This is a genomic window from Pseudarthrobacter sp. CC12, assembly GCF_039907755.1.
Taxonomy (GTDB): domain Bacteria; phylum Actinomycetota; class Actinomycetes; order Actinomycetales; family Micrococcaceae; genus Arthrobacter; species Arthrobacter niigatensis.
Map to the genome: position 1 here is coordinate 51,680 of NZ_JARDJH010000013.1, position 23,111 is coordinate 74,790.

Here is a 23,111-nt window from a genome sequence, read left to right on the forward strand (position 1 = left end):
ATGGTTCCTGTCCGCTGGCTAAAGTGCCGCGGAGGCCGTCCCGAGGCGGGCTTCTGCTGTGCGGACCATGTGCTTCACTACTTCTGCCGCGTGTTGGATGTCGTGGATCTGGCCCACGCCCTCACCGAGCACCACCTGGGCGATGGAGAAGTCCTGGGCGTCAACTGCGGAGAAGTACTCGCTTTGCGTGGTTTTCAGCGCGGCCGTCAACTCCGGTTCGTGACCGTGCCAGCGGCCAGTGAAGGCGTTACGCAGCACGCGCCCGGTGTATTCGGCAGGCCACGCCTTTTCGCGGACGATGTCGTAGATCGAAGACCTCACGGTGTCGTCGCCGCTAGCGGCAACAACTGCTGACTTCAATCGTTCCGATGCCTCGGCCTCGTAGGTGGCGCAGAAGCGGGTGCCGACCAAAACCCCGTCGGCCCCCAGCGTCAGTGCCGCGGCAAGGTGCCGGCCATCCGTGACCCCGCCGGCAGCGAGAAGGACCGTTTCAGGAGCGGTCTTGGCGATCAGGTCAGCGACGTCGGGCACCAGGGTGAACGTGGACCTTGTCCCCAACCCGTGGCCGCCGGCTTCCCCGCCCTGCGCCGACAGCGCATCAGCCCCGAGGTCGATCGCCTTCCGGGCCTGCTCAACATCGTGCACCTGGCAGATGAGTTTCGCACCTGCTGCGTGGATCCTCTCCACGAAGGGCGATGCGTCGCCGAACGAGAGAAAAACCGCTTTAGGTCTGTGAGCCAGAGCCTCGTCCAGCAATTCAGGCTGCTGTGCCAGCGACCAGGTGATAAACCCGCATCCGACAGTGCCCGGCTGTACTCGCGCGAACTGGTCCTTCACCCACTGAAGCTTTCCGTATCCACCGCCAAGCAGGCCCAAGCCCCCTGCGGACGAGACCGCACCGGCCAGCCTGGCATCCGCAACGTCATCCATAGGGGCCAGAACCACCGGGTGCTCAATACCGAACATGCGGGTCAAACGGGTCGTGATACTCAAAATTTCTCCAAAGTTCGCTCAGATGGATAGCTGCTGTGCTTCAAAAGTAAGCTCGATCACAGTGATCAATCCAACAGTTTGTTCTGATACGAGCTATCTCAGAGCAAGATACCGCGCGGAAACCGCCCTTATGCCGACAAGGCATAGATGTCACCTTGGTCGGCATTTAACGGGCGCCGTCACAATCCCTAGCATGGGATGAGTTATCGGTTCCGGCTGCCCACTGGGGTTGGGAGGCTGGCCGTCCGCGACTCACCGCCCTTAATCCGGCCCCACATCCGCGCCGCCGCCAGTAAAGGATTACGCCCCATGAATGACCACGGCTCAGCAGCTGACCAGCAGAACTCGCAGAGCACCCCCGGCAGTCGATTGGAAGCCACTGGGCTTCTCGCAGGTCTGGGGGCGGCTATCCCCATCGTCGCCGCACCAATGGCAGGAGGTCCCAGCACTCCCGCGCTCGTCCTGGCAGCAGCGGAGGCTGGTGGCATTGGATTCCTCGCCGGCGGTTACAAGAAACCTGATCAGCTGTCTGACCAGATATCGGCAGTGCGGGCCGGCATCTCCCGTTTCGGCGTCAACCTGTTTGGCGTCAATTTGTTCGCGCCGAACCCTGTGGCGATCGACAAGGACGCGTTCGCCGAGTATGCCGAGGCCCTTCGCGAATTCGCGGCTACTTTTGATATCGATCTGAGGGAGGTCGAAGCGCTCGAAGACGATGACGACTGGGCCGATAAAGTCGACTTGCTCACCGCCGATCCCGTACCCGTGGTCAGCTTTACCTTCGGGCTTCCGCCTGCAGGGGTGGTCAGGCGCTTGCGAAAGGCCGGATCCCTGGTCATTCAAACCGTGACAAACCCTGATGAAGCGGAGCAGGCCGTTGCCCTGGGCGTTGACGGGCTGGTGGTTCAGTCCTACAAGGCCGGAGGGCACTCCGGAACCCTGACCCCTGCCGTGCCGGTCGCGCAGATCCCCCTGGACGAACTGCTTGATCGGGCCCAGGCCCGCGTTCGCGTCCCGCTCTGGGCCGCAGGTGGCGTCTCCACCCCTGGCGCCGTCAGGGAAGCGCTCAACCACGGCGCGGAAGCGGTTGCCGTTGGCAGCGTACTCCTGCGCAGCCCCGAAAGTGGAGCCTCGGAAACCTACAAGTCAGCCCTTGCCGACGAGAACCGCAGCGAGACAGTTCTCACCACAGCGTTTTCCGGCAGGCCGGCCCGCGCCCTGCGCAACAGTTTCACCGACCGTTTCCACTCCATAGCTCCCGCTGGATACCCGGCCATCCACCATTTGACCAGTCCACTCCGCAAAGTCGCAGCCGCAGCCGGAGCCGCTGAAGCCATCAACATTTGGGCAGGGACCGGATATCCGGACGCGACCGACCAACCAGCCGGGCAGATACTCCGCCATCTCGCCGGAGCGGAATAGCCATAGCCCGGAAGCACTTTAGACACCCGGTCGCTGCGGGGATGCAGGAAAGCGGAGGAACCGCGTAGGTTCCTCCGCTTTTCGCACTCCCTATACGAGACCGAAAAGGATCTCGTCAGGAGGTGGTTAGGTGGATGAGTGATGCTGCGGAGATGACGGTGGTGACGCCGCCGATGCGGGTGGAGATTTGGGCGAAGGGCATGAGGTTCATGCGGTTGGAGGCGGAGAGGATGGCGACGTCGCCGGTGCCGCCGAGTCCGCTGTGGCAGACGGTGACGAGGGAGGCATCCACGGGGTACATGCCCAGGGCTTTGCCGATATAGAAGCCTACGACTGCCATGGTGACCACTACTGCCGTGCAGGTGATGATGTAGCCGATGGAGAGGACGCTGATAACGTCGGCCATGGGTACGTAGAGCATTCCGAGGCCGATCATCGTCGGGTAGATCAGGTGCTTGGAGATGATGACGTACACGGCGCGGGCGGAGCCTTCGACACTGGCCGGGACGATGCCGGCGACCTTGAGGATGACCGAGAAGACGATGACCAGGATCGGGGCGGGCAGGTGCAGGACGGGTTCTGCCAGGCTGCCCAGGACGTACATGCCGCAGATCAGCAGGATGCCCATGGCGTAGTTGGGGTTGGCCGGAACGGCGTCGTGGTCGGTGTCGTGGACCTCTTCCGCCTGGGCGCCGCGCTTGGGCTTGACGAGCAGACCGCCGCCGTCGAGTTCGCTCTTGCGTTCTCCGAGACGGCGGAGCAGGCCGGCGAGGATGATGGCGACGATATTGCCAATCACTGCTGCGGGGATGAGCTGGGCGATGAAGTCTTTCGGGTCACCGCCGAGGGCGTTGGCGTAGGCGGCCGAGAGCGGGATGACGCCTTCACCGATGCCGCCGCCGATGATGGGGACGACGATGTAGAACAGGGCGCGTTCGAAGCTGTAGCCGAACAGCATGGCCACCCCGATGCCGGCGGCAACTGCTGCGACTGTTCCGGCCAACAGGGGCGGGAAGATGCGGACGAGTGCCCGAAGCATGGTGCTCCGGTGCATGCCGAGGATGCTGCCCACGACCAGGGTGCAGATGACGAAGTAGAGGAAGTTGGCCTCTTTCATCAGGGCGGTCGCCGCTTCGAGCACGGTGCTGTTGAACGCACCGAAGTACACCAGCAGTGAAGGCACCAGCAGGCAGATCAGGGCGCCGCCGCCAATCTTGGAGATGACGGGGAGCCAGTTCCCCAAGGGTCCGAGCAGCATGCCAAACGCGGTGATGATCGCCAGACCGCCGATCATGTTACTGGGAATGGCTTCGAAAACGCCCGCGGTGATGACGATGCCCGCCATCAGGACCGGAACGATCAGCGGAACGCCGCCGAGCATGAACCGGGACGATGTAGCCGGGCCTGCTTCCTTGCTTTCTGTGGTGGTGCTCATGATGGTCTCTCGCTTCATTGGGAGGGGAGGGGCGCTTGCCCCCGATTGGAGTGGGTGGTTTGTTAGTTCGCTGCCGGCTGGGGCTGCAGTTTGTGGACGTTGATCCGCGTGGCCAGTTTTTCCAGCAGCGGTCCGGCGTTGCTGATGGCTGTGCGAAGGTCGGGTGCGATGTCGGTGAGCGCGTGCACGGCGTCGAAGTCGGGGTACCGCGGCTCGGTAGTGAGCAGGCTGGAACCGCAGACGGCGACGGCGGGGATGTTATGGCGTGCAGCTGCTGCCAGCACCCCCGTCGGCGCCTTCCCCTGGAAGCTCTGGTCGTCCAGCCGGCCTTCGCCGGTGATGACCAGGTCTGCTCCTGTCAGGTGCGTTTCGAAATCCAGCATCTCCAGCACGAGCTCTATGCCCGGGCGGGCGGTGGCGCCAAGCACGGCCAGAGCGGCGAAGCCGATGCCTCCGGCGGCGCCGGCGCCGGGCAAGTTTGCAGCCTCAAGGGAAACCTTGGATGCGAAGTGGCTGAGTGCCCAGTCAAGAATCCTGACGTCTTCTACGTCCGCCCCCTTTTGGGGCCCGTAGACGGCGGCGGCACCGTTGGGGCCATAGAGGGGATTGGTCACGTCTGTGGCCAGGATGATCTCGGTGTCGAGGGTCCTTGGGTCAAGGCCGGACAGGTCAACGTGTTCCAGATCCAGCAGGCTGACGCCGCCCGGGTAGAGAATGGCGCCGGAACCGTCAGTCAGGCGGACGCCGAGGGCCTGAAGCATGCCTGCCCCTCCGTCAGTGCAGGCGCTGCCGCCCAGACCGATGATGATGCGGTCGGCTCCGGCATCAAGGGCGGCCAGGATGGCGTCGCCCACACCCCGGCTGGTAGCAGCCAGAGGGTTGGGCGTCCGGTCCCCGCGCATGGCCAGGCCCGAGGTGAGGGCTGTTTCGATGACCGCCGTGCCGTCCTTGACAGCGATTGCCGACCGTTGCAGGTCATTGTCCGGTCCGGTCACCATGATTTCTTTGGCGGTGTAACCGTTGGCGAGGAAGGCATCGAGTGTCCCGTCACCGCCGTCGGCTACCGGAAGCTCGATGGTGTGGATTCCGGGCACTGCCTTCTGCAGTCCTTTGGCGATGCCGCTGGCGACTTCGGACGCAGTAAGCGAGCCTTTGAACTTGTCCGGGGCGATGACGATGGAGAGCCCTCCGGGGCCTCGGTCCCGGCCCGGGGTGTTCGCCTCGGACGGCACGGCGGTCAATTTATTCGCCTGCTTCTGTCAGGGCGACGGTAGCGATTTCGGCGGCTACGGTTTTTCCGAGGACTTCGGTGGTTGCTTCGCCGCCGAGATCGGGGGTGAGGATGTGGCTGCCGCCGCGGGCGAGGACGTTTTCGAAGCCCTGCTGGACCGCTGCTGCTGCCTGGCGTTCGCCGAGGTGATCGAGCATCATCGCCGCGCTCCAGATCTGTCCGATGGGGTTGGCGATGCCCTTGCCGGCGATGTCCGGGGCGGAGCCGTGGACCGGTTCGAAGAGGCTGGGGAACTTGCGTTCGGGGTTGATGTTCCCGCTGGGGGCGATGCCGATGGTGCCGGTGCAGGCCGGACCCAGGTCCGAGAGGATGTCGCCGAAGAGGTTGCTGGCGACGACGACGTCGAACCAGTCCGGGTGCATGACGAAGTTAGCGGTGAGGATGTCGATGTGGTACTTGTCCACGTTTACGTCGCTGAAGCGCTCGGCCATTTCCTCCACCCTCTCGTCCCAATAGGGCATGGAGATCGAGATGCCGTTGCTCTTGGTCGCGGAGGTCAGGTGCTTCTTGGGGCGGCTCTGCGCCAGGTCGAAGGCGTACTTGAGGATGCGGTCCACACCGGTGCGGGTCATGACGGTTTCCTGCATGACTGTTTCGCGGTCGGTGCCTTCGAAGATTTTCCCTCCGATGCTGGAGTATTCACCCTCGGTATTTTCGCGGACGACGTAGAAGTCCACGTCGCCGGGAACGCGGCCGGCCAGCGGGCTGTCCATGCCGGCAAGCAGTTTCACAGGACGCAGGCTGACGTACTGGTCGAACCCCCTGCGGAACTGCAGCAGGCTGCCCCACAGGGAGACATGGTCCGGGACGACTTCAGGCCAGCCGACGGCGCCAAAGAAGATCGCATCGTAGGTGCTGAGCTCCTCGAACCAGTTGTCCGGCATCATCTTGCCGTGCGTGGTGTAATAGTCGGCGTTTGCGTAGTCGAACTGGGTAGTTTCGAGCTTGAAGTCGAACGCCTCCGAGGCTGCCTCGAGGGCACGCAGCCCTTCCGGAACAACCTCCTGCCCGATGCCGTCGCCGGCGATAACTGCGATGCGGTGGGTATTCGTCATAATCCTTGGTCTTTCCCTTGTTTAGAACGCCGTTGTCCCGGTCCCGGGGTTGCCTTCCCAGCGGCGATACCTTCGGCTGTGGTTCCAGTCACATCAGCGTACGAGACAAGAAGCGCCCCAATAAGGGCTTATGGGACAATGCATTATTTCCTGAAACGAAAGAAATGGTGATGGACCTTACCGCGATCGATGACTTGGAGTTCTTCGAACAAATCTCCCGCTCCCAGAGCCTCACTGAAGCGGCCAGGGCCTGGGGGAAATCGGTGTCAGCGGTCAGCAAGCGGCTCACCGCACTTGAGGCCCGACTGGGGGTGCCGCTGGTCCGGCGCAGCACCAGGCGGCTCACCCTTACCGAAGAGGGACAGCTCTATTCCGCAGGGGCGTTGTCCATCCTTCAGCAGAAGACGGATCTGGAGGATGCCCTTTCCGTGCAGCACGGCGAACTCAAGGGACGGATTGCTGTGCACTCCACCCTGGGAATCGGCCGCAAGCACATCGCGCCGCTGCTCGGGGAGTTCGCCCGGCAACACCCGCTGATCCGGATAGATCTGGAGCTCTCAGCGCTGCCACTGAACATTTCCGGCACAAACTTTGACATCGCCATCCGGGTGGGAGGGTTGTCGGACTCCAGGCTCAAGGCGAAGCTGCTGGCGCAGAACCGCAGGATCGTTTGTGCCGCGCCCAGCTACCTTCACAGCGCGCCGCCCCTCAGGACCACGCGGGATCTCGATCGGCACAACTGCATTGTTCTGCGGGAAAACAACGCCGATTACTCGCTATGGCGGTTCGGCGAAAAGGAGCAGGAACACCTCAGCGTCAGCGGCACCATGATCAGCGACGATGGGGACGTCGTGACCGATTGGTGCGTGCAAGGACTGGGCCTGATCATGCGCTCTACCTGGCACGTCAACCCACTGATCCGCCAGGGCGTCCTCCAACAGGTTCTCACGGACATTCCAACGCCCGACGCTGACATCTACGCCCTCTACCCTGCAACAACCCGGACCCCACGACGAATCATCGCCGCCATCGAGTACCTGCAGCAAGGCCTCAGCGACAGGCTCGCCTCTACATGAGGCAACGCACGGCGGGCGCCCACCGCGGTCCCGTGGGTTACCGCAGCCCGGCTGGCTTCTGCCTCTTAGCGCCGGAGTAAGCCGTCCACCTGGTCTCCAATTCGGAGTCCGTCCCTGTCCATCCAGTAGCGCCGAAGGATGTTGTGGCTAACGCAGGTGTCCATGGCCTGAACGCCGGGGAGTGCTCCGATGTCTTTGGTGAGGAAGTTCCCGAGCTGCTGTGGGCCGCTGAAGGCTCCGTGGAACACGACGGGCGCTTTGCCGGCGACGAGGGAAACCATGCGGGCAGAGGAATGGGTTGCCAGCCTATCCAGGACGGTGCCGATGTTCTTGGGTTTGATCTGTAGCGATATGACGGCCGTGAGCGGGTATCCGACAGCGCCTGGCTCGACTTCCACGCGGGGCACGACGGCCCCGGTAGCGAGAAGTGTCTGGATCGTGCGGTAGGCAGTGGAATTGCCGATGCTTAGGGTGCGGGCGATTTCTGCGGCGGAGGCACGCGCGTTGCGCCCCAGCTCGCCCATGGTACGGAATTCCAGGTCACTCATGTCATCAATAGAGGCAAACAGTGGCTGATTGGCAGGGACGACGTGCGCCTCAAGGGCCTCTGACTGCCCCGGGTCCAGACGCTGGAGCCGCCAAGCGACACCGACGCGCCGTGAATCCAGCACAAGGTGCGTCTCCACCGAGGTGATTCCGGAGATGGAAGGGATCTTGCAGCTGATCAAGTCGTTGACGTCGGTATTCAGCAGGGGGAAGAAGTCAGCGTAGATATCGCTGCTTCCCGATGTGACCATGAGCACCTGGATTTCCCGGAAGGCCTTGAGTCGCTCGGCCACTAACAGTGCCTGACCGGGGAGGCACCGGATCCAGAGTTGCCGCGGGTTTCCCGAGAGGATCAAGGGCCAGGCGAACCGGCCAACCACCTTCATCAGCCGCTCGTCCTGGAGCCGGTTCAGTCTTCGGGTGATGGTGCTTGTCGGCACCCCGAGGATTTCACCAAGAGCGTTCGCCGGTACACGCGGGGCAATCTGCAGCGCCGCGATGATGTCCTGGTCCATCGCATCCATCCGCACCTCGGCTGTTCCAGAGAACGGAGGAGCAGCTTCTTGGCCTAATTCATTTACCCACATAGTAAGTCCACAATACCCGCGCAAGCTCAACCGGAACAGAGAGATTAGCCAACGGATAAGAGAAATATGAATGATTTTCTCACTCCTTCTTGTTTTGCTGGTTGATTTACCCTAGTCTTGAAGGCATGAGAGGTGCGTCACTTCCTCTCAACCGTCTTGGCCCTGTTTACGGGCGGCGAGTACGACTCAGCGGATTCGCAGGATTCGAAAGCGAGCAAACACATGAATCAGCCAGAGCCATGGCAATGGACTGAGCCGCAATGGCGCGGCCACGTCAACAGGATCCGTGCTGGACAGTCCCTTGTTCATCCCGACCCTGCTCAGCGGTGGAAGGATGGAGCGCGGGCGGCAGTGCTTCTGTCGTTCGACTCCGATCACGAAACGCCGTCCCTGAGGGACGGGGAGACCTCGCCCGGACGCATGGCACAGGGCGAATACGGCGCCCGCGTCGCGGTGCCGCGGATCCTCGAACTCCTGCGCCGCTATGAAGCCCCGGCGTCCTTCTACATTCCTGCTGTCTGTGCCTTGTTGCGGCCCGATGAGGTGCCAACGTACGTGGACAACGGCCACGAAGTCGGTGTCCACGGGTGGATACACGAACGCAACACGCTCCTGACCCACGAGCAGGAACTCGATCTGCTTGGCCGGGCCACGGAAGTCCTCCACCGGCAATCGGGCTCACGGCCAACAGGCATCAGGACACCGTCATGGGACTTTTCCGACTCCACCCTGGACGTCATCCAGGAACTGGGTTTCCTGTACGACTCCTCGCTCATGGCAGATGACGAACCCTATGAGCTCGTCGCCGAAGGGTCTCCCACAGGCATCATCGAGGTCCCCGTGGAGTGGATACGCGACGACGCCCCGTACCTCATGATGGACCGCTATTCCGGACTGCGACCGTACATGCCGCCGCGGCAACTCACGCAGATCTGGAAGGACGAGTTCGACGCAGCGTACGCGGCGAACAGCGTCTTCCAGCTCACCCTCCACCCGCACATCATCGGACACCCGTCACGGCTGATTGTGCTGGAGGAGCTCCTCGAACACATCCGTTCCCACGACGGAATCTGGTTCACCACACACGAAGGCCTTGCAACGCACGTTGCCTCCCGACTCACCGCTAGGACAAACTCATGACGCCGCAAGCGAGCACCGCTGTGGAAGCGGTCCACGACACCAAACTCACCGCCAAAGGCCGCAAGGCCATCATCGCCGGCGGCATCGGCAACGCAGTCGAATTCGTCGACTGGGCCGTCTACACCACCTTCTCGTCCGTGTTCGCCCACCACTTCTTCCCCAAGGGTGACCCGGTCGCTGCGCTCCTGGCGACCCTGGCAATTTTCGCCGTCGGGTTCCTCATGCGCCCTGTCGGCGCAGCCGTGATGGGCGCCTACGCGGACCGCCACGGACGCAAGAAGGGCCTCGTCCTGACCATCGGGCTGATGGCCGCCGCAACCCTGGTCATCGGCCTGGCACCTACCTACGAAATGGTTGGCCTGCTTTCCCCGGTCATCCTCGTGGCCTGCCGAGTGGTTCAAGGCTTCTCCGCCGGTGGAGAGTTCGGTTCCTCCTCCGCGTTCCTGGTCGAATCAGCCGCTTCCAAGCGGAGGGCCTTCGCCGGGTCCTGGCAGCAGGTCTCAGTCGGCGCCGGCGTCCTCGTCGCCTCCGGTCTGGGCGCCATCCTGACATCCAGCCTGTCCAAGGAGGCACTGGACAGCTGGGGCTGGCGGGTGGCGTTCATCTTCGCCGCCCTGCTCGGACTCGTCGGGCTGTGGCTGCGCTCCTCAGTGGCTGAAACCGACTCCTTCGTGAAGGCACAGGAACGCAGCAAGACCTCAGGAGAGCCCCGCCGCAATGCTGTGTGGACGATGTTCGTGCAGCACCCCAAGGCAACGCTGCGCGTCTTCGGCATCACGATCGCCGGCACGCTGCTCTACTACATCTGGATCTCCTACATGCCCACTTACGCAGCCCTGGCGACCGGCATCCCGCTCAGCCAGGCGCTGGTCGCGAACTTCCTCGCCATCGGCGTGTTCCTGATCCTCCTGCCCTTCGCGGGAATCCTCTCGGACAAAATTGGCCGGAAACCGACGATGACAGCCTTCGCCGGCGGGTTCCTGCTGTTCTCCTGGCCTGCCTTCACCCTGATGAACGGCAATTTCTGGATGCTCCTGCTGATCGAGCTGATCGGTGTGATCTTCCTCCTCGGCTACTCTGCCAACTGCGCCGCGATCATGGCCGAACAGTTCCCGGCCGAGATCCGGGCCACGGGTATCGGCCTTCCCTACGCGCTGGCCGTGGCCGTCTTCGGAGGCACCGCCCCGTATATCACCACCTGGATGACCACCAACGGCCTAGGGGGACTGGTCTGGCTGTACTGCTCCGCCGCAGCAGCCATCGGCGTCTCCGTCTACCTGACCATGAAGGAAACGAAGGGCAAGGACCTCGATTGAGCCCCCATGCACTCATCACCGGAGCCGCCAGCGGCCTTGGCCGGCAAATCGCGATCCGCTTCGCCGAACGCGGTCACCAGCTGACGCTGATCGATCTGAACAGCGACCTGCTCATCACAGCAGCAGAAGCATGCACAGAGGCAGGGGCCATGGCGGTCCGATCCATCGCCAAAGACATCAGCACCCCCGAAGGGCCCGAAGAAGCGGTTACCGAGGCATGGGAGGCCTCTCCAATTGACGTCCTCATCAACTCCGCCGGCATCTACCCGGCAACACCTTTTCTCTCTCTGAACGCGATCAATTGGGACGCGGTCCTTGACGTGAACACCCGCACGCCCGTTCTCGCCACCGTCGCACTCGCCCGTAAGGCCGTCGAAACCGGACGAGCCGCGAGCATCGTCAACATCTCCTCCGGCGCCGCCCTGCGCGCCCGCCCCGGAGCAGCCCCGTATTCGACGTCCAAGGCAGCCCTGGAAATGGCCACTAAGGCCGCAGCGCTCGAGCTCGGGCTATACGGGATCCGCGTAAACGCCGTGGCGCCCGGCTTCGTCACCGTCAACAGCACGGCCAACCCGGTCACCGAAGAATACGCAGCAGCCGTTTCCGACAATCCGCTGGGCCGCCGGGGAGAACCGGACGACATTGCCCGCGCCGTCGTGTGGCTCGCCGGAGACGAGGCGGCCTGGATCACCGGGGAAACCCTCCGCGTCGACGGAGGCTCCTCGGCAGGGGCGTGGAACCTCCCACTGAACTGGTCCCCGGATGCCACTGCCGGATCCGAAAACAACGTCCACCAAGGAAGCCATGCCGAATAGCCCCTACACAGTAGTCGGCGCCGGAGCGATCGGCGGCACCCTCGCCGCCCACCTCCACGCCCACGGTGTCCCCGTCCAATTGGTAGACGCCGACACCCAACACGTCGAAGCCATCCGGCGAAACGGGATCCAGATCAAAGGCCCCGACGGCACCCTCGTGGCCCGCGTCCCCGCTTTCACGCTCGACGACGCTCCCCTCGAACTGCACCAGGTGCTCCTGGCCGTAAAAGCCCAGGCGACCGACAAAGCGGCGGCCTGGATCGCTCCCCGGCTGGCCAAGGACGGCTACGTCGCATCGATGCAGAACGGATTAAATGAAGCGGTGATCGCCCAGCACGTCGGACCCGAGAGGACCGTGATCGCGTTCGTTGACCTCTTCGCCGACGTCCTCGAGCCTGGCGTGATCAGCGACGGCGGTCCCGGTGCCATGGCGCTGGGCGAGTACGCAGGCGGTGTAAGCGGCCGCGTGCAACAGCTGGCTGATGACCTGCAGCACTGGGGAACCCCGACCGTCACCGACAACGTCGCGGGATTCCTCTGGTCAAAGCTGGGATTCGGGGCGATGCTCTCGGCCAGCGCCTTGGCTGATGCCGACATGGGGGACCTGATCGACAGGCACCGTCCGGCCATGAATGGCCTCGCCGCAGAGGTGTTCGACGTAGCAACCGCCGAGGCAATCACCCTGGAGGCTTTCGACGCCTTCGATCCCGCCGGGTACATCCGGGGCGCGGACACAGCCACCAACGCACGGCTCACCGACGACCTCGTCAAATGGCTGGCGGGGCAAATCAAAAAGCGCTCCGGTATCTGGCGGGACATCGCCGTCCGTCACCGGCCCACCGAGGTCCCGACCCAATACGGTCCCGTTGTCGAAACCGCTGCCAAACACGGCCTTCGCGTGCCGCTGATTCAGGAACTGATCCGCCTCATCAGGGAACTGGAAACAGGGTTCATCAGTATGGACGAGAAGCACCTCACGGCCCTCGATCAGCTGACACTTGCAGCTGATGGCGGCCAAAGCTCCAATGAAATGGCAACCAAATGAGTAATGTCGAAGACCTCACTGCGTGGGTCGCGGACCGGCGTGCAGACATCGTCGCCGACCTGACCGCCTATGTTTTCCAGGAAACCCCCAGCGACGACAAAGCACTGCTTGACAGCGGACTCGCCTGGGTAGAGAACTGGCTTTCGAACCGCCTCGGTGAACCAGACGCCCGGCGTCAGGTCGACGGGGGTCAATTTGGTGACACCCTCGTACTCGACTACGAAACGGACAACGAGTCCGACAGCTGGGTCACCGCCCTCGCCCACTACGACACCGTCTGGCCACGGGGGACACTCGTCGAATGGCAACCACGGCTCGAAGGTGATAGCTTTACCGGCCCAGGCGCCTTCGACATGAAGGGCGGTCTCGTGCAATTTGTGTGGGCGCTCAAAGCATCCAAGGCCTTGGGGCTCTCACGCCCCAACGTGAGGCTGGTGATCAACGGCGACGAGGAAATTGGCAGCCCGGCATCACGGGCGGTTATCGAGGAAGAAGTGCTACGCGGAGACGCCGTTCTAGTGTTCGAACCCAGTGCCAACGGCGCCCTCAAAACATCCCGGAAAGGGGTCGGCATCTTCCAGATCGATGTCCAAGGCCTGGAAGCCCACGCCGGGCTGGACCCGGAATCAGGAGTAAGCGCCATCGATGAAATCGCGCGGGTAATCCTCAAACTGCACCAACAAACAGACCTCGCAAAAGGGACCACAGTCAACGTTGGACTCGTCCAAGGCGGCACACGCACCAACGTCACGGCAGGAAGAGCGACCGCGGAAGTCGACGTAAGGGTCTCCACCCAAGCCGAAGTCCACCGCATCAACACCATCCTCGAGGAACTGAAGCCCTTACACCGGGACGCAAGCCTGACCGTCAGAGGCGGATGGAACCGACCAGTCATGAGTCGCTCCGACCTGACCGCCCAACTCGTAACTGCAGCTAAGGCCGCGGCTACACAGCTAGGCCAAGACTTGGAAGAAACTTCCGCCGGGGGGGCCAGCGACGGCAACTTCGCAGCAGCCCTCGGCCTGCCAGTCCTTGACGGACTCGGCGCCGTCGGAAGCGGAGCCCACGCACGCAACGAATGGATAAGCGTCAGCGAAATGCTGGAACGAACATCACTGACGGCTGCACTTCTAGCCGTTCTAAACGAGACACCGGATCAATGGAGCCCAGGGAGACGGGATGTTGTGCCGTCCTCAGTCGGCCGGAACTGAACCGAAAGCTGCAGCTCTAAAAGGCGAACCAGTGGGCGGCCGATGCGTTCTGCACCGCCGCTGCAATACGGCCAGCGCAAAGCTGCCGACTGCGATGCCCGGTATTTAGTCGTTGACGGGACATTGCACGCACTGGCCGTGGAACTCGTGCTGATGGGGCAGGAGAACCGTCTCCAGCGAACACCATGCAAAACACAGGAGGCAAGTTATGGGAAATTTGTTCCGCCGGCACATTAGGCAGGCAGACGGCGAGCGGGTCGCAGGAGGGCCGGTTCCGGCTCTCCTGCAGCTCGTTAATACCAGCTTCCCCTGGCCCGCTTCCTAACCTCTGCCTTACAGAAAGTACTATCTCTTCCATTCTCGGCAGCATATGTTTTTACCAGGCGGGGCTGTCGAGCTTCCTGCCTTTCGAGTTCACTCCACTGATGCTTTTGGCCTTGGGTGGGTTCTGCTCTTCCTTGGAGCAGCAATCGGATCTGAGACCAAGAACGTGGATCTTGCCGCGGTTGATGAAGGTCATGCTGATGGGGATGCGCTTGCTGGTTGCCTGTCGGTGTTCCTACGCTCACGGCAAGAACGATTCAGAAATAAAGGGAAAGTTACCATGACTGTGATCACTGATGACATGCGGGACATCATCGCCAGTGCGATGCTCTCGTACGCTGCAACGACCTGCCCGGACGGGACTCCGAATCTTTCTCCGAAAGGGTCCGTCCGTGCATACGACGATGATCATCTGATCTTTATGGACATCGCGTCCCCAAACACGATCGCGAATCTTAAGGCCAACCCGAGTATCGAGATTAACTCGGTCGATGTTGTCAAGCGCCGGGGTTACCGGTTCAAGGGCACTGCGGAGATTCTGCAGCCCGGGCATGAAGCCTATGAGTGGTTGAACTTCTGGCTCCTTGATCTCAACGGTCCTGGCTACCCTGCACACCAGACCGTCTTGGTCCGCGTGGATAAGGTCTCAGCTGTAGAGTCGCCGGCCTATACCTTCGGTAGCGCCGAAGAAGAGGAACTCTCCGAGACCTGGTACAGCCGTCACGAGGCCGCGCACAACGCAGCAACACAGGGGTCGGCCGAAGGTGTCTGGAAAAAGCAGTGATCGGTATCCCAACCTCGATGCAGGCCGCCTTCATTCGTCAAACGGGCCCGGCAGAGTCCATTGAGGTGGGCACATTGCCTGTGCCCGAACCCGGGCCTACTGACGTTCTCGTGAAGAACGTCGCATTCGCAGTCAACCATGTAGATACTTTTGTTCGGTCCGGGGCCTATAAGACCCACACACCTTTCCCGTTTGTTGTCGGTCGCGATTTGGTCGGCACTGTCGCTGCCATCGGAACTGGCGTTACGACCTTTCAACCGGGCGATTCGGTCTGGTGCAACAGTCTCGGACATGATGGCCGCCAAGGCTCGTTCGCTGAGTACGCATTGGTCTCCTCCGAGCGCCTTTACCCCCTTCCGGAGACCGTTAACCCGCTAGACGCCGTCGGCGTCCTGCACACTGCAGCAACAGCGCACATCGGGCTGTTCCGTGAGGCCAAGATCAAACCCGGTGAGACCATTTTCGTGGCGGGAGCGGCCGGCGGAGTCGGCAGCGCCGTTGTGCAGATGGCTTCGGCAGCCGGTGCACGAGTCCTTGCCTCGGCATCAGCAAGGGACGTCCAATGGGTCTTGTCTTGCGGCCCCGATGAAGTACTCGACTACCGCGACCCGCAATTATGGACCCGTATTGCCGACGCCGCTCCCGATGGAGTGGACATCTGGTGGGACAACTCCGGCAACCATTACCTGGAGGCGCTCATCCCCTTGCTGAGTAGGGGCGCGCGCGTCATGGTGCTGGCAGGGCTCGGAGCCCAACCGGCGCTGCCTGTGGGTGGCCTATATACGCGTGATGCAAGCCTCCATGGTTTCGCCATCAGTAACGCCTCAACGAGCGATCTGGCCGCAGCTGCGAACATGATCAATCACCTACTGCGAAGCAAGCGTCTGGGCGGCCGAGTCGGCCTTATTCTGCCGCTGAGGGAAACCGCAAAGGCGCATCTAAAAATGGAAGATCAAGCCCCGCCGGGGCGGATCGTGGTAGTCCCATGAGCCGGCCGGCGGAACCTTTGTCCTTTGCAGAAATACATCCTGAGGATCCGCGCGTAGAGTTCGAAATCGCGCCCCTGCTGCGGTCCCTTCGTCCGGATCTTACCCAGGATTCAGCAAAAGCCTTTCTGAGTGAGGCCCACACCCAGGGGTATGTTCTAAGTGTGTGCACAGACTCAGTTAATAGGTGTTGTGCGTTGTCCGGTCACCGTGTTCTGACTACCAGCCGGGGGCGGATTCTCTTTGTCGAGGACCTCGCCGTAGCAGCGGAACAGCGTGAGGCTGGGATAGGGCGTAAGTTCATGGAATACCTTGAGCGGATGGCCGAACTGGAAGGTTGCGTCAAGCTGGAACTTGATACCGGCATGAACAACCATGTGGCACAGCGGTTCTACAAAAGAAACAAGATGGAATGGATAGCAATGCATTTTTCCAAGTCCATACCAATCGGAGCGACCTTAGGTAATTCCTAGAATTCCTTTGGTTTCGTGCCAGCACTCAATACCCAGTTCGGCTAGCGGAACAGCAAATGAAACGGCCCGTGTTATTTCACCCGAGAGATCGGGTGTCATAAGGCTGCTGTTTCTTTTGATTTGCACTCCGGCATTAGTATTGTGAGTCAGGGAAGCCTGACTTGCTTCGCTGAACACCTTGGGGCGGGATGGACTTGGCCGGACCAGGTGGCGTGATGAACAGATGATGATCCGGGGGCAATTCCGGTCACAAAAATGCCCGCCCGTGCTACCCACAGGCGGGCGTTTCTGCTTCCCGCAGCATCTAAGCAGCTACAGGAGGTTTGTTCCGATGTCTTTTCCGATCCTGCGCAGCAGAGAAGCGGAAAGTTCGGGGTCTTTGGAGGAGTCGCGGTCTGTGTATTCGGCCAAGGTGTAAACCCGGGTCAGGGCCATTTCAGACCATCGTTCCTTGGGGAGCAGTGACCGGCCAGCCACAGCGATGATGGGCCGTGGGCCGGACCGTCTGGCGACGGCTGCGGGCAGTTTACCGGCGAGGGTTTGTTCGTCGATGCTGCCTTCGCCGGTAATGACGACGTCGCAGTTGTCTTTGCGGGTGTTGAAGTCCAGCAGGTCCAGGAAGTAGTCCGCGCCTGAGACCTGTTTCGCTCCGAGTAGCAGGCAGGCGTAGCCGAGTCCGCCTGCGCTTCCGGCGCCTTCGTGCTCTGCCAGGACAGCGGCATCGGTGAATCCGGCTTCGGCCAGTTTGGATACGAAGTGGTTCAGTCCGGCGTCGAGGCTAACAACGTCGTGGGTCTCCGCGCCCTTCTGAGGGCCAAACACGGCAGGAGCGCCGTTGGGACCGAGCAGTGGGTTGTGAACATCGCTGGCCACGATCAGTTCTGTGCCGGCAAGGTCCGGCAGTGCTGTGTGGTGGATGGAGCGGATCTGGCTGAGGTCCCTTCCGCTGCCGGCGAGTTCTTCCCCCGCGGCGTCCAGAAAGCGGTAGCCCAGGGCGGCGAGCATTCCCATTCCGCCGTCGGTGCTGGAGCTTCCGCCCAGAGCCATGACGATCCTTGCGGGGCGAAGGTCAAGTGCGAAGAGGATGGCCTCACCGAATCCCCGGCTCGATGCGCCCAGCGGCTCCAACTGGCCATTCGGAAGAAGTGCCAGGCCGCAGGTGTTGGCGACTTCGATCACCGCGGTTTCGCCGTCGAAAGCGATGCTGGCTTCAACTGCCAGGCCAGTGGGGCCGGCGACGGTGGCGCTGTGGCGCGTGAAGCCAGCGGCGACGGCGGCGTCTACGCTGCCGTCACCTCCATCCGCGAGGGGCAGGAGCTCGCACTGGACCGCCCCGGCCGTTCCAGGCGCATCGGCAGCGGAGCGAAGCCCCGCTGCCAGGGCCTGTGCGACCTCATTGGCGGTGAGGCTGCCCTTGAACTTGTCGGGGGCGATGAGGGTCCTCACGGTTTTCAGGGCGGTAGTGCTGGTCATGTCAGACTTTTTCCGAGTAGGCGGGACGGGGGTCAGCAGATGCTGCTACAACGTCGACAGCGTGCTTAGGGGCCGCGTCCGCTGATTCATGCTGCTTGGGAGAGTGGTGGCCATATTCGACGAGGTCGTCATCGATGTCTGTAACGTCAGCGACATGGGCGGGGTCTTCGTTCGGCATCGGTTCGACGGCTTCGCCGGCGAAGACGAGGCGCACACGGTCGGCGTCGAGGGTGCGGTCCCACCAGGCGATGAACAGGGTGGCCACGGCGTTGCCCGTGAAGTTGACCAGGGCCCGGCATTCGGACATGAACTTGTCAATGCCGAAGATCAGCATGATTCCGGCGGCGGGGATGGTGCCGATGGTGGCCAGGGTGGCGGTGAGGGCGATGAAGCCGCCGCCGGCGACTCCTGCCGCACCCTTGGAGGTCAGGAGCATGACTGCGAGCAGGCCCAGCTGCTGGCCAATGCTCAGGTGGGTGTTGGTGGCCTGGGCAATGTAGAGGGCGGCCAGGGACAGGTAGATGGCAGCGCCGTCCAGGTTGAAGCTGTAGCCGGTGGGAACGACCAGGCCGACCGTTTCCTTCTTGACACCGGCATTCTCAAGCTTACGCATCAGGCCGGGAAGGGCGGGCTCGGCCGTGGAGGTGCCCAGGATAAGCATGTACTCCTCCTTGAGGTGCCGGATCATGCTGAAGATGTTCAGCTTCAGGAACGCCATGACCGAACCGAGGACCACCACGACGAATAGGATGGACGTGGCGTAGAACAGGGCGATCAGGCCGCCCATGCTGGTCAGGGACGAGACGCCGTACTTGCCTACCGCGAAGGCCATGGCCCCGAAGGCTCCCAGGGGCGCGGCCTTCATGATGAAGCCGAGGATCTTGAACATGACCGCGGTGAGGCGCTGCACTCCGTCAAGGACCGGGGCGCCGACCTTGCCCATGGCGTTCAGGGCGATCCCAAAGACAACGGCGAGGAAGATGATTTGCAGGATGTCGCCAACCACGAAGGGCTGGACCACGCTGGTGGGGATGATGTTGGTGATGAACTGCCACCATTCCTGGTGGGCTCCGGCGTCGATCAGTTTGGCAGCCGAGTCGGATGTCTTGATGCTGCCGGGGTCGGCGTTGACGCCTTCGCCGAGGCGGAAGACGTTGATGGCCACCAGGCCGAATGCCAGGGCGCAGATGGTGCCGATCTGGAAGTACGTCAGGGCCTTGAGCCCGGTCATGCCCACCTTCTTCAGGTCCGCGACGCTGGCGATGCCGCCGACGATCGTGAGGAACACGATGGGGCCGATGAGCATCTTCATCGCGTTCACGAAGGTGGTGCCGATTGGCTCCATGGCAATGCCGGTGGCCGGCGCCAGCCAGCCGACGAGGATACCGATGACGATCGCGGTCAGTACCCAGAAGTAGAGCTGGCGGTACCAGCGGGGTTTGTTGGCCGGAGTCGCTTTACCGGCGGTCGTGATGTGGTCCATGATTCCTACCTCATTGTGGAATGTCGCTGGAGGATGTTCTGAAAGAAAGGTGGTGCGGGGCGGGCAGCGGTATGGCTCCACTACCCGCCCCGTGCTTGACGTCGGCAACCGGGACGGCGGCGCCGGGACTGCTTGCTTAGACGGCTGCCGGAGCGAGCGTGAGGGCCTTGATGATCGCTTCGGTGACGTCCTCGGTGTTGGCGTCGCCTCCCACGTCGCGGGTCAGGTGGCCGGCTCCGGTGGCCGCTTCGATGGCGGCTTCCACCTGGCGGGCTTCCGCGTGCAGGCCGAAGTGGTCCAGCATCAGGGCGGCGCTGGCGATTGCGCCGATCGGGTTGCTGATGCCCTGGCCGGCGATGTCCGGGGCGGAGCCGTGGACGGGTTCGAACATTGACGGGAAGCGGCGCTCCGGGTTCAGGTTGGCGCTGGCTGCCAGGCCCAGGCTGCCGGCCAGCGCCGAGCCGAGGTCGGAGAGGATGTCGGCGTTGAGGTTGGAGGCGACGACTACGGAGAGGTCCTCGGGCTTGAGGATGAACTTGGCGCTCATCGCGTCCACCAGGACGCTTTCGGTCTGGACGTCCGGGTAGTCCTTGGCGACGCGGTTGAAGACTTCGTCCCACAGGACCATGCCGTACTGCTGGGCGTTGGATTTGGTGACGGAGGAGACCTTCTTGACCGTGCGGGTGCGGGCCAGGTCGAAGGCGAAGCGCATGATGCGTTCGCAGCCCTTTTCGGTGAACAGTGCGGTCTGCAGGGCTACTTCGTTGCCGGGGCCGCGGCCGCTGAGGTTGCGGCCGCCGAGGCCGGCGTATTCGCCTTCGCTGTTTTCGCGGACAACGACCCAGTCGAGTTCGGTGGTGTCGGCCTTGCGGAGCGGGGACTGGACACCGGGGAGGAACTTCACCGGGCGGATGTTGGCCCACTGGTCGAAGTTCTGGGTGATGTTCAGGCGCAGGCCCCAGAGGCTGATGTGGTCGGGAACGTTTTCCCAGCCGACGGCGCCGAAGTAGATGGCGTCGAAGTCCTTGAGGGCGTCCAGGCCCTTGGGGTCCATCATCTGGCCGGTCCTGGCGTAGTACTCGCTGCCCCAAGGGAACTCGGTCCAGTCGAACGCAAATTTTCCGTTCGAGTTTCCAGCCAGGGCGTCCAGGACGCGGCGACCGGCGGCTACGACTTCCTTGCCCACGCCGTCGGCGGGGATTGCGGCGATGCTGAATTGCTGAGTGGCGCTCATGTCTGGTGGCTCCTCGTTGAGTGGTAATTGCCAGCGTGTTCCTGTTACGGCGGTCACACTGTTTTCTTCCTCTTCAAGTAGACGGGCGGGGGCCGGCCGGCGTCCAAGACCAAGATCCAATGCGCTAAATAGGTAAGTCCTATTAGTTTGAGTGATGCGCTTGCGGCCCATCAGCGGCGATGTGCAGTTGTGCGACCTCGAGGAACGCGCGGGCGGCTGGCGTCAGGTCTTCCTTCCTGCTCAGGATGGCCACGTCCAGATGCGAAACCGGATTGATCAGCAATGTCCGCAGTCCCGATCGGTGCGCCAGGGGCACCCAGGAGGACGGCATGACGGCGTGCCCCACTCCCGCCAGAACGAGCGGCAGGATGGATGTGCGGTGGGCGACTTCGACAACGATCTCCGCATTGACCCCGTGTGCCAGTGCGTCGTCGACCAGCCAGCGCATCAGAGACCCGCGCTGGCTGGCGATCAATCGGTGACCGCCCAGATCTTCTCTTTCTATCGACTTTCCCGGGCGGAAAGTGTCAGCGTGGGGATTGACGATGAGAATCAGGGGCTGGCGTTCCAACTCAAGAACCTGAACGCCCGGTACACGCACAGGCCTGGGGGAGCCGGCCAACCCGATTTCGGTGCTGCCCGTGCGGACCGACTCGATAACTTCTTCCGGGGTGAAGGCAGCGCTGACATTCAGCCGGACGGCGGGGTGAAGGCGGGTAAAACCGGCAATCATCGACGTCAGCGGTTCGATGCCGGGGGAGGGCATGGTGATGATGTCCAGACGTCCGCTCCGGATACCGCGAAGAGCCTGCACTGCCGACTGCGCCGCGTCGAGATCGCGCATGACGAGCCTGGCAGGTCCCACCAGTTCCTTGCCCGCTTCGCTAAGAACGGCCCGGCGGCCGATGCGGTGAAACAGCGGCACCCCCAGGTCCTTTTCCAAGCTCGCAATGGTTTGCGACAGGGAGGGCTGGGCGATCAGCAGATGCTCAGCCGCACGGTTAAACCCGTCATGGTCCACCACGGCCAAGAAGTACTTCAACTTACGGGTATCCAAGTGCTTCCTTTTCCTGCTTTCCAATACAGTTACCCACCAGACACGCCCAGGACATGCGGGATTCCAATAGGCTGTATCTATCAAACATATTGCTTCCAGCTCTTGGACGCCTACCGGAAGCAGCGGCTCTAATGGGAACGATAGAGCATTGGCTCGGAAAGACGTCTGGGCAGGCCAGAAGGTCAAGTCTTGTAATCGGCGAAGGCTACGGCACATGTACATCTCGAATCCGCGCACCTATCCCATTCCCCCCGGTTCCCTTCGCAGAGAAGTGGCCACCTGGGATCAGCTGAGCAACGGGGACACCATCGTGCTGCTGACGTCGGATAGGCGGAATCCGCGGATTGTGGGACGCGTCGACGAAATCTCCGAAGACGGCCGCTACCTGTGGCTCATCCAAGACAACGGCGCCGAGCGCCGTCTGTTCCACCGGATAGAGGGATACACCACTTTTCTGGACTCCGCAATCTAAACGGGGTGTGGCGGGCCGTCACGCGCCCAGCCCGGGCCGCTGGCCGATCTTTGTACCGGGTGAGAGTTCGGGCTGAGGCGGAGAGTACGTCCTCGAGATGGCAGCAAGAACGGCTATTCTCCCGGCGCTGGCACGCGGTACCGCAACACGTACCCGAAGGACGGGGCCGGCGCCGGGCTTTCCTCGCTTGGTCAGGGGTCATCGCCGGGCAACCGAGTACCGGAATAGGCGCTGCATTATTCGCCCGCGAAGCGCCCTGCTACGGCCAGAGTTGCTCGACGCTTACGACAGCGTGGACTGCCGCACGTACTGGTACACGGTCTCGCGGCTGATGCCGTAATCACTGGCCAGAACGGTTTTCGGAACGCCGGCGAGGGAACGCTGGACTAGCTCGGCAGCGCGTTCCGGGGTGACGATATTTTCCCGTCCCTGATAAGCGCCGCGCTGTTGGTCAAGGCGATCCCTTCGCGCTGGCGTTCCCTGAGGAGGGCCCGCTCGAATTCGGCGAAGGCACCCCTGACTGAGAGCATGAGGTTGGCCATGGGGGAGTCTTCGCCGACGAAGAACAGGTTTTCATTGACGAACCCACGCGCACGCTTCTGCGGGACCGGCCCTGCACCAAAGACCACCGCGTTCGCGCCCGCCATGGCGCAGGCACAGGGGGTGAACGTGGCCGCGCTGTATGTGAACGGCCTGGTACTTGAGTGCCCGTGACGCCACGAGCTGGGAGACTGGCACCACAGCGACCGAGGCCAGCTCGTACTCGATGCCACGGGCCATCCGGGTGCAGAACTCCCGCGGCTCCAGGGAAGCACCCCGCGCTCGTCCACGATGTGGTCCTACCGAAACCTCGGCAGTTAAGACCTAACCGTCCGGCGGGCGCCGTCCTTCGC

20 protein-coding genes and 1 pseudogene are annotated in these 23,111 nt (G+C 62.5%); 11 read left to right on the top strand and 10 right to left on the bottom strand.

Annotated features, from left to right (window positions below; genetic code table 11):
* Nucleotides 1-18: 18 nt before the first annotated feature.
* Nucleotides 19-993 (bottom strand): nitronate monooxygenase, encoded by a 975-nt coding sequence (locus PV772_RS11305; protein WP_347886201.1) that lies wholly within the window; start codon nucleotides 991-993, stop codon nucleotides 19-21.
* Between the two features lie 309 nt (nucleotides 994-1,302).
* Between PV772_RS11305 and PV772_RS11310 the strand changes: the two genes are divergently transcribed.
* Nucleotides 1,303-2,415, top strand: a complete 1,113-nt coding sequence (locus PV772_RS11310) for a nitronate monooxygenase (RefSeq protein WP_347886202.1) — start codon at nucleotides 1,303-1,305, stop codon at nucleotides 2,413-2,415.
* 115 nt (nucleotides 2,416-2,530) lie between these two features.
* Here PV772_RS11310 and PV772_RS11315 read toward each other — a convergent pair whose 3' ends face one another.
* The 3 genes from PV772_RS11315 to PV772_RS11325 all read right to left on the bottom strand — a co-directional run bounded on the left by PV772_RS11315 (nucleotide 2,531) and on the right by PV772_RS11325 (nucleotide 6,196).
* The gene (locus tag PV772_RS11315) at nucleotides 2,531-3,850 is read right to left on the bottom strand and encodes a 2-hydroxycarboxylate transporter family protein (protein ID WP_347886203.1); all 1,320 of its coding nucleotides are present in this window, start codon (nucleotides 3,848-3,850) and stop codon (nucleotides 2,531-2,533) included.
* Between the two features lie 62 nt (nucleotides 3,851-3,912).
* Complete coding sequence (locus PV772_RS11320; RefSeq protein ID WP_347886204.1) at nucleotides 3,913-5,082, bottom strand: glycerate kinase; 1,170 nt, start codon at nucleotides 5,080-5,082, stop codon at nucleotides 3,913-3,915.
* Nucleotides 5,083-5,092: 10 nt separating this feature from the next.
* Nucleotides 5,093-6,196, bottom strand: a complete 1,104-nt coding sequence (locus PV772_RS11325) for a tartrate dehydrogenase (RefSeq protein WP_347886205.1) — start codon at nucleotides 6,194-6,196, stop codon at nucleotides 5,093-5,095.
* 170 nt (nucleotides 6,197-6,366) lie between these two features.
* On the opposite strand from PV772_RS11325, the gene PV772_RS11330 reads away from it, so the two are divergent.
* On the top strand, nucleotides 6,367-7,272 hold the full coding sequence (locus PV772_RS11330; protein ID WP_347886206.1) for a LysR family transcriptional regulator: 906 nt from the start codon (nucleotides 6,367-6,369) through the stop codon (nucleotides 7,270-7,272).
* Between the two features lie 65 nt (nucleotides 7,273-7,337).
* Here PV772_RS11330 and PV772_RS11335 read toward each other — a convergent pair whose 3' ends face one another.
* Complete coding sequence (locus PV772_RS11335) at nucleotides 7,338-8,333, bottom strand: Lrp/AsnC family transcriptional regulator (RefSeq protein WP_347886207.1); 996 nt, start codon at nucleotides 8,331-8,333, stop codon at nucleotides 7,338-7,340.
* 423 nt (nucleotides 8,334-8,756) lie between these two features.
* Here PV772_RS11335 and PV772_RS11340 point away from each other — a divergent pair, with 423 nt between their 5' ends.
* The 8 genes from PV772_RS11340 (at nucleotide 8,757) to PV772_RS11375 (ending at nucleotide 16,499) form a co-directional block, all read left to right on the top strand.
* A complete protein-coding gene (locus tag PV772_RS11340) occupies nucleotides 8,757-9,545 on the top strand; it encodes a polysaccharide deacetylase (RefSeq protein ID WP_347886208.1) in 789 nt (262 codons plus the stop codon).
* Nucleotides 9,542-10,861, top strand: a complete 1,320-nt coding sequence (locus PV772_RS11345) for an MFS transporter (RefSeq protein WP_347886209.1) — start codon at nucleotides 9,542-9,544, stop codon at nucleotides 10,859-10,861. The genes PV772_RS11340 and PV772_RS11345 overlap by 4 nt, the downstream gene beginning before the upstream one ends.
* Entirely contained in the window at nucleotides 10,858-11,676 is an 819-nt protein-coding gene (locus PV772_RS11350; RefSeq protein ID WP_347886210.1) for an SDR family oxidoreductase, read from the top strand. Before PV772_RS11345 ends, PV772_RS11350 begins: the two co-directional genes overlap by 4 nt.
* The gene (locus tag PV772_RS11355; RefSeq protein ID WP_347886211.1) at nucleotides 11,666-12,721 is read left to right on the top strand and encodes a 2-dehydropantoate 2-reductase; all 1,056 of its coding nucleotides are present in this window, start codon (nucleotides 11,666-11,668) and stop codon (nucleotides 12,719-12,721) included. The genes PV772_RS11350 and PV772_RS11355 overlap by 11 nt, the downstream gene beginning before the upstream one ends.
* Nucleotides 12,718-13,932: a M20 family metallopeptidase gene (locus PV772_RS11360; protein WP_347886212.1), complete on the top strand. Its 1,215-nt coding sequence runs from the start codon at nucleotides 12,718-12,720 to the stop codon at nucleotides 13,930-13,932. The genes PV772_RS11355 and PV772_RS11360 overlap by 4 nt, the downstream gene beginning before the upstream one ends.
* 604 nt (nucleotides 13,933-14,536) lie before the next feature.
* Nucleotides 14,537-15,040 (top strand): pyridoxamine 5'-phosphate oxidase family protein, encoded by a 504-nt coding sequence (locus tag PV772_RS11365; protein ID WP_347886213.1) that lies wholly within the window; start codon nucleotides 14,537-14,539, stop codon nucleotides 15,038-15,040.
* The gene (locus tag PV772_RS11370) at nucleotides 15,037-16,029 is read left to right on the top strand and encodes an NADPH:quinone reductase (RefSeq protein WP_347886214.1); all 993 of its coding nucleotides are present in this window, start codon (nucleotides 15,037-15,039) and stop codon (nucleotides 16,027-16,029) included. The genes PV772_RS11365 and PV772_RS11370 overlap by 4 nt, the downstream gene beginning before the upstream one ends.
* Nucleotides 16,026-16,499 (top strand): GNAT family N-acetyltransferase, encoded by a 474-nt coding sequence (locus tag PV772_RS11375; protein WP_347886215.1) that lies wholly within the window; start codon nucleotides 16,026-16,028, stop codon nucleotides 16,497-16,499. Before PV772_RS11370 ends, PV772_RS11375 begins: the two co-directional genes overlap by 4 nt.
* Before the next feature lie 312 nt (nucleotides 16,500-16,811).
* On the opposite strand, the gene PV772_RS11380 is transcribed toward PV772_RS11375, so the two are convergent.
* The 4 genes from PV772_RS11380 to PV772_RS11395 form a co-directional block, all read right to left on the bottom strand.
* Nucleotides 16,812-17,972 carry a glycerate kinase gene (locus PV772_RS11380; RefSeq protein WP_347886216.1) on the bottom strand — a complete coding sequence of 387 codons (1,161 nt, stop codon included), beginning with the start codon at nucleotides 17,970-17,972 and terminating at the stop codon, nucleotides 16,812-16,814.
* A gap of 1 nt (nucleotide 17,973) precedes the next feature.
* Nucleotides 17,974-19,455, bottom strand: coding sequence for a C4-dicarboxylate transporter DctA (gene dctA / locus PV772_RS11385; RefSeq protein ID WP_347886217.1), 1,482 nt, complete (start codon nucleotides 19,453-19,455; stop codon nucleotides 17,974-17,976).
* A gap of 136 nt (nucleotides 19,456-19,591) precedes the next feature.
* The gene (locus tag PV772_RS11390) at nucleotides 19,592-20,689 is read right to left on the bottom strand and encodes a tartrate dehydrogenase (protein ID WP_347886218.1); all 1,098 of its coding nucleotides are present in this window, start codon (nucleotides 20,687-20,689) and stop codon (nucleotides 19,592-19,594) included.
* Nucleotides 20,690-20,831: 142 nt separating this feature from the next.
* Nucleotides 20,832-21,746 carry a LysR family transcriptional regulator gene (locus PV772_RS11395; protein WP_347886219.1) on the bottom strand — a complete coding sequence of 305 codons (915 nt, stop codon included), beginning with the start codon at nucleotides 21,744-21,746 and terminating at the stop codon, nucleotides 20,832-20,834.
* Between the two features lie 214 nt (nucleotides 21,747-21,960).
* Here PV772_RS11395 and PV772_RS11400 point away from each other — a divergent pair, with 214 nt between their 5' ends.
* A complete protein-coding gene (locus PV772_RS11400; RefSeq protein WP_347886220.1) occupies nucleotides 21,961-22,218 on the top strand; it encodes a hypothetical protein in 258 nt (85 codons plus the stop codon).
* Nucleotides 22,219-22,500: 282 nt separating this feature from the next.
* On the opposite strand, the pseudogene PV772_RS11405 reads toward PV772_RS11400, so the two are convergent.
* Nucleotides 22,501-22,840: pseudogene (locus PV772_RS11405) on the bottom strand (recombinase family protein); the annotation flags it as partial.
* Between the last annotated feature and the right edge of the window lie 271 nt (nucleotides 22,841-23,111).

Bases quoted from the DNA above. Each gene is read 5' to 3' on its own strand.
- PV772_RS11400 (WP_347886220.1), top strand. From the start codon at position 21,961: ATGTACATCTCGAATCCGCGCACCTATCCCATTCCCCCCGGTTCCCTT.
- PV772_RS11335 (WP_347886207.1), bottom strand. From the start codon at position 8,333: ATGGACCAGGACATCATCGCGGCGCTGCAGATTGCCCCGCGTGTACCG.
- PV772_RS11310 (WP_347886202.1), top strand. From the start codon at position 1,303: ATGAATGACCACGGCTCAGCAGCTGACCAGCAGAACTCGCAGAGCACC.
- dctA (WP_347886217.1), bottom strand. From the start codon at position 19,455: ATGGACCACATCACGACCGCCGGTAAAGCGACTCCGGCCAACAAACCC.
- PV772_RS11355 (WP_347886211.1), top strand. From the start codon at position 11,666: ATGCCGAATAGCCCCTACACAGTAGTCGGCGCCGGAGCGATCGGCGGC.
- PV772_RS11325 (WP_347886205.1), bottom strand. From the start codon at position 6,196: ATGACGAATACCCACCGCATCGCAGTTATCGCCGGCGACGGCATCGGG.
- PV772_RS11330 (WP_347886206.1), top strand. From the start codon at position 6,367: ATGGACCTTACCGCGATCGATGACTTGGAGTTCTTCGAACAAATCTCC.
- PV772_RS11365 (WP_347886213.1), top strand. From the start codon at position 14,537: ATGACTGTGATCACTGATGACATGCGGGACATCATCGCCAGTGCGATG.
- PV772_RS11345 (WP_347886209.1), top strand. From the start codon at position 9,542: ATGACGCCGCAAGCGAGCACCGCTGTGGAAGCGGTCCACGACACCAAA.
- PV772_RS11360 (WP_347886212.1), top strand. From the start codon at position 12,718: ATGAGTAATGTCGAAGACCTCACTGCGTGGGTCGCGGACCGGCGTGCA.
- PV772_RS11390 (WP_347886218.1), bottom strand. From the start codon at position 20,689: ATGAGCGCCACTCAGCAATTCAGCATCGCCGCAATCCCCGCCGACGGC.
- PV772_RS11375 (WP_347886215.1), top strand. From the start codon at position 16,026: ATGAGCCGGCCGGCGGAACCTTTGTCCTTTGCAGAAATACATCCTGAG.
- PV772_RS11380 (WP_347886216.1), bottom strand. From the start codon at position 17,972: ATGACCAGCACTACCGCCCTGAAAACCGTGAGGACCCTCATCGCCCCC.
- PV772_RS11315 (WP_347886203.1), bottom strand. From the start codon at position 3,850: ATGAGCACCACCACAGAAAGCAAGGAAGCAGGCCCGGCTACATCGTCC.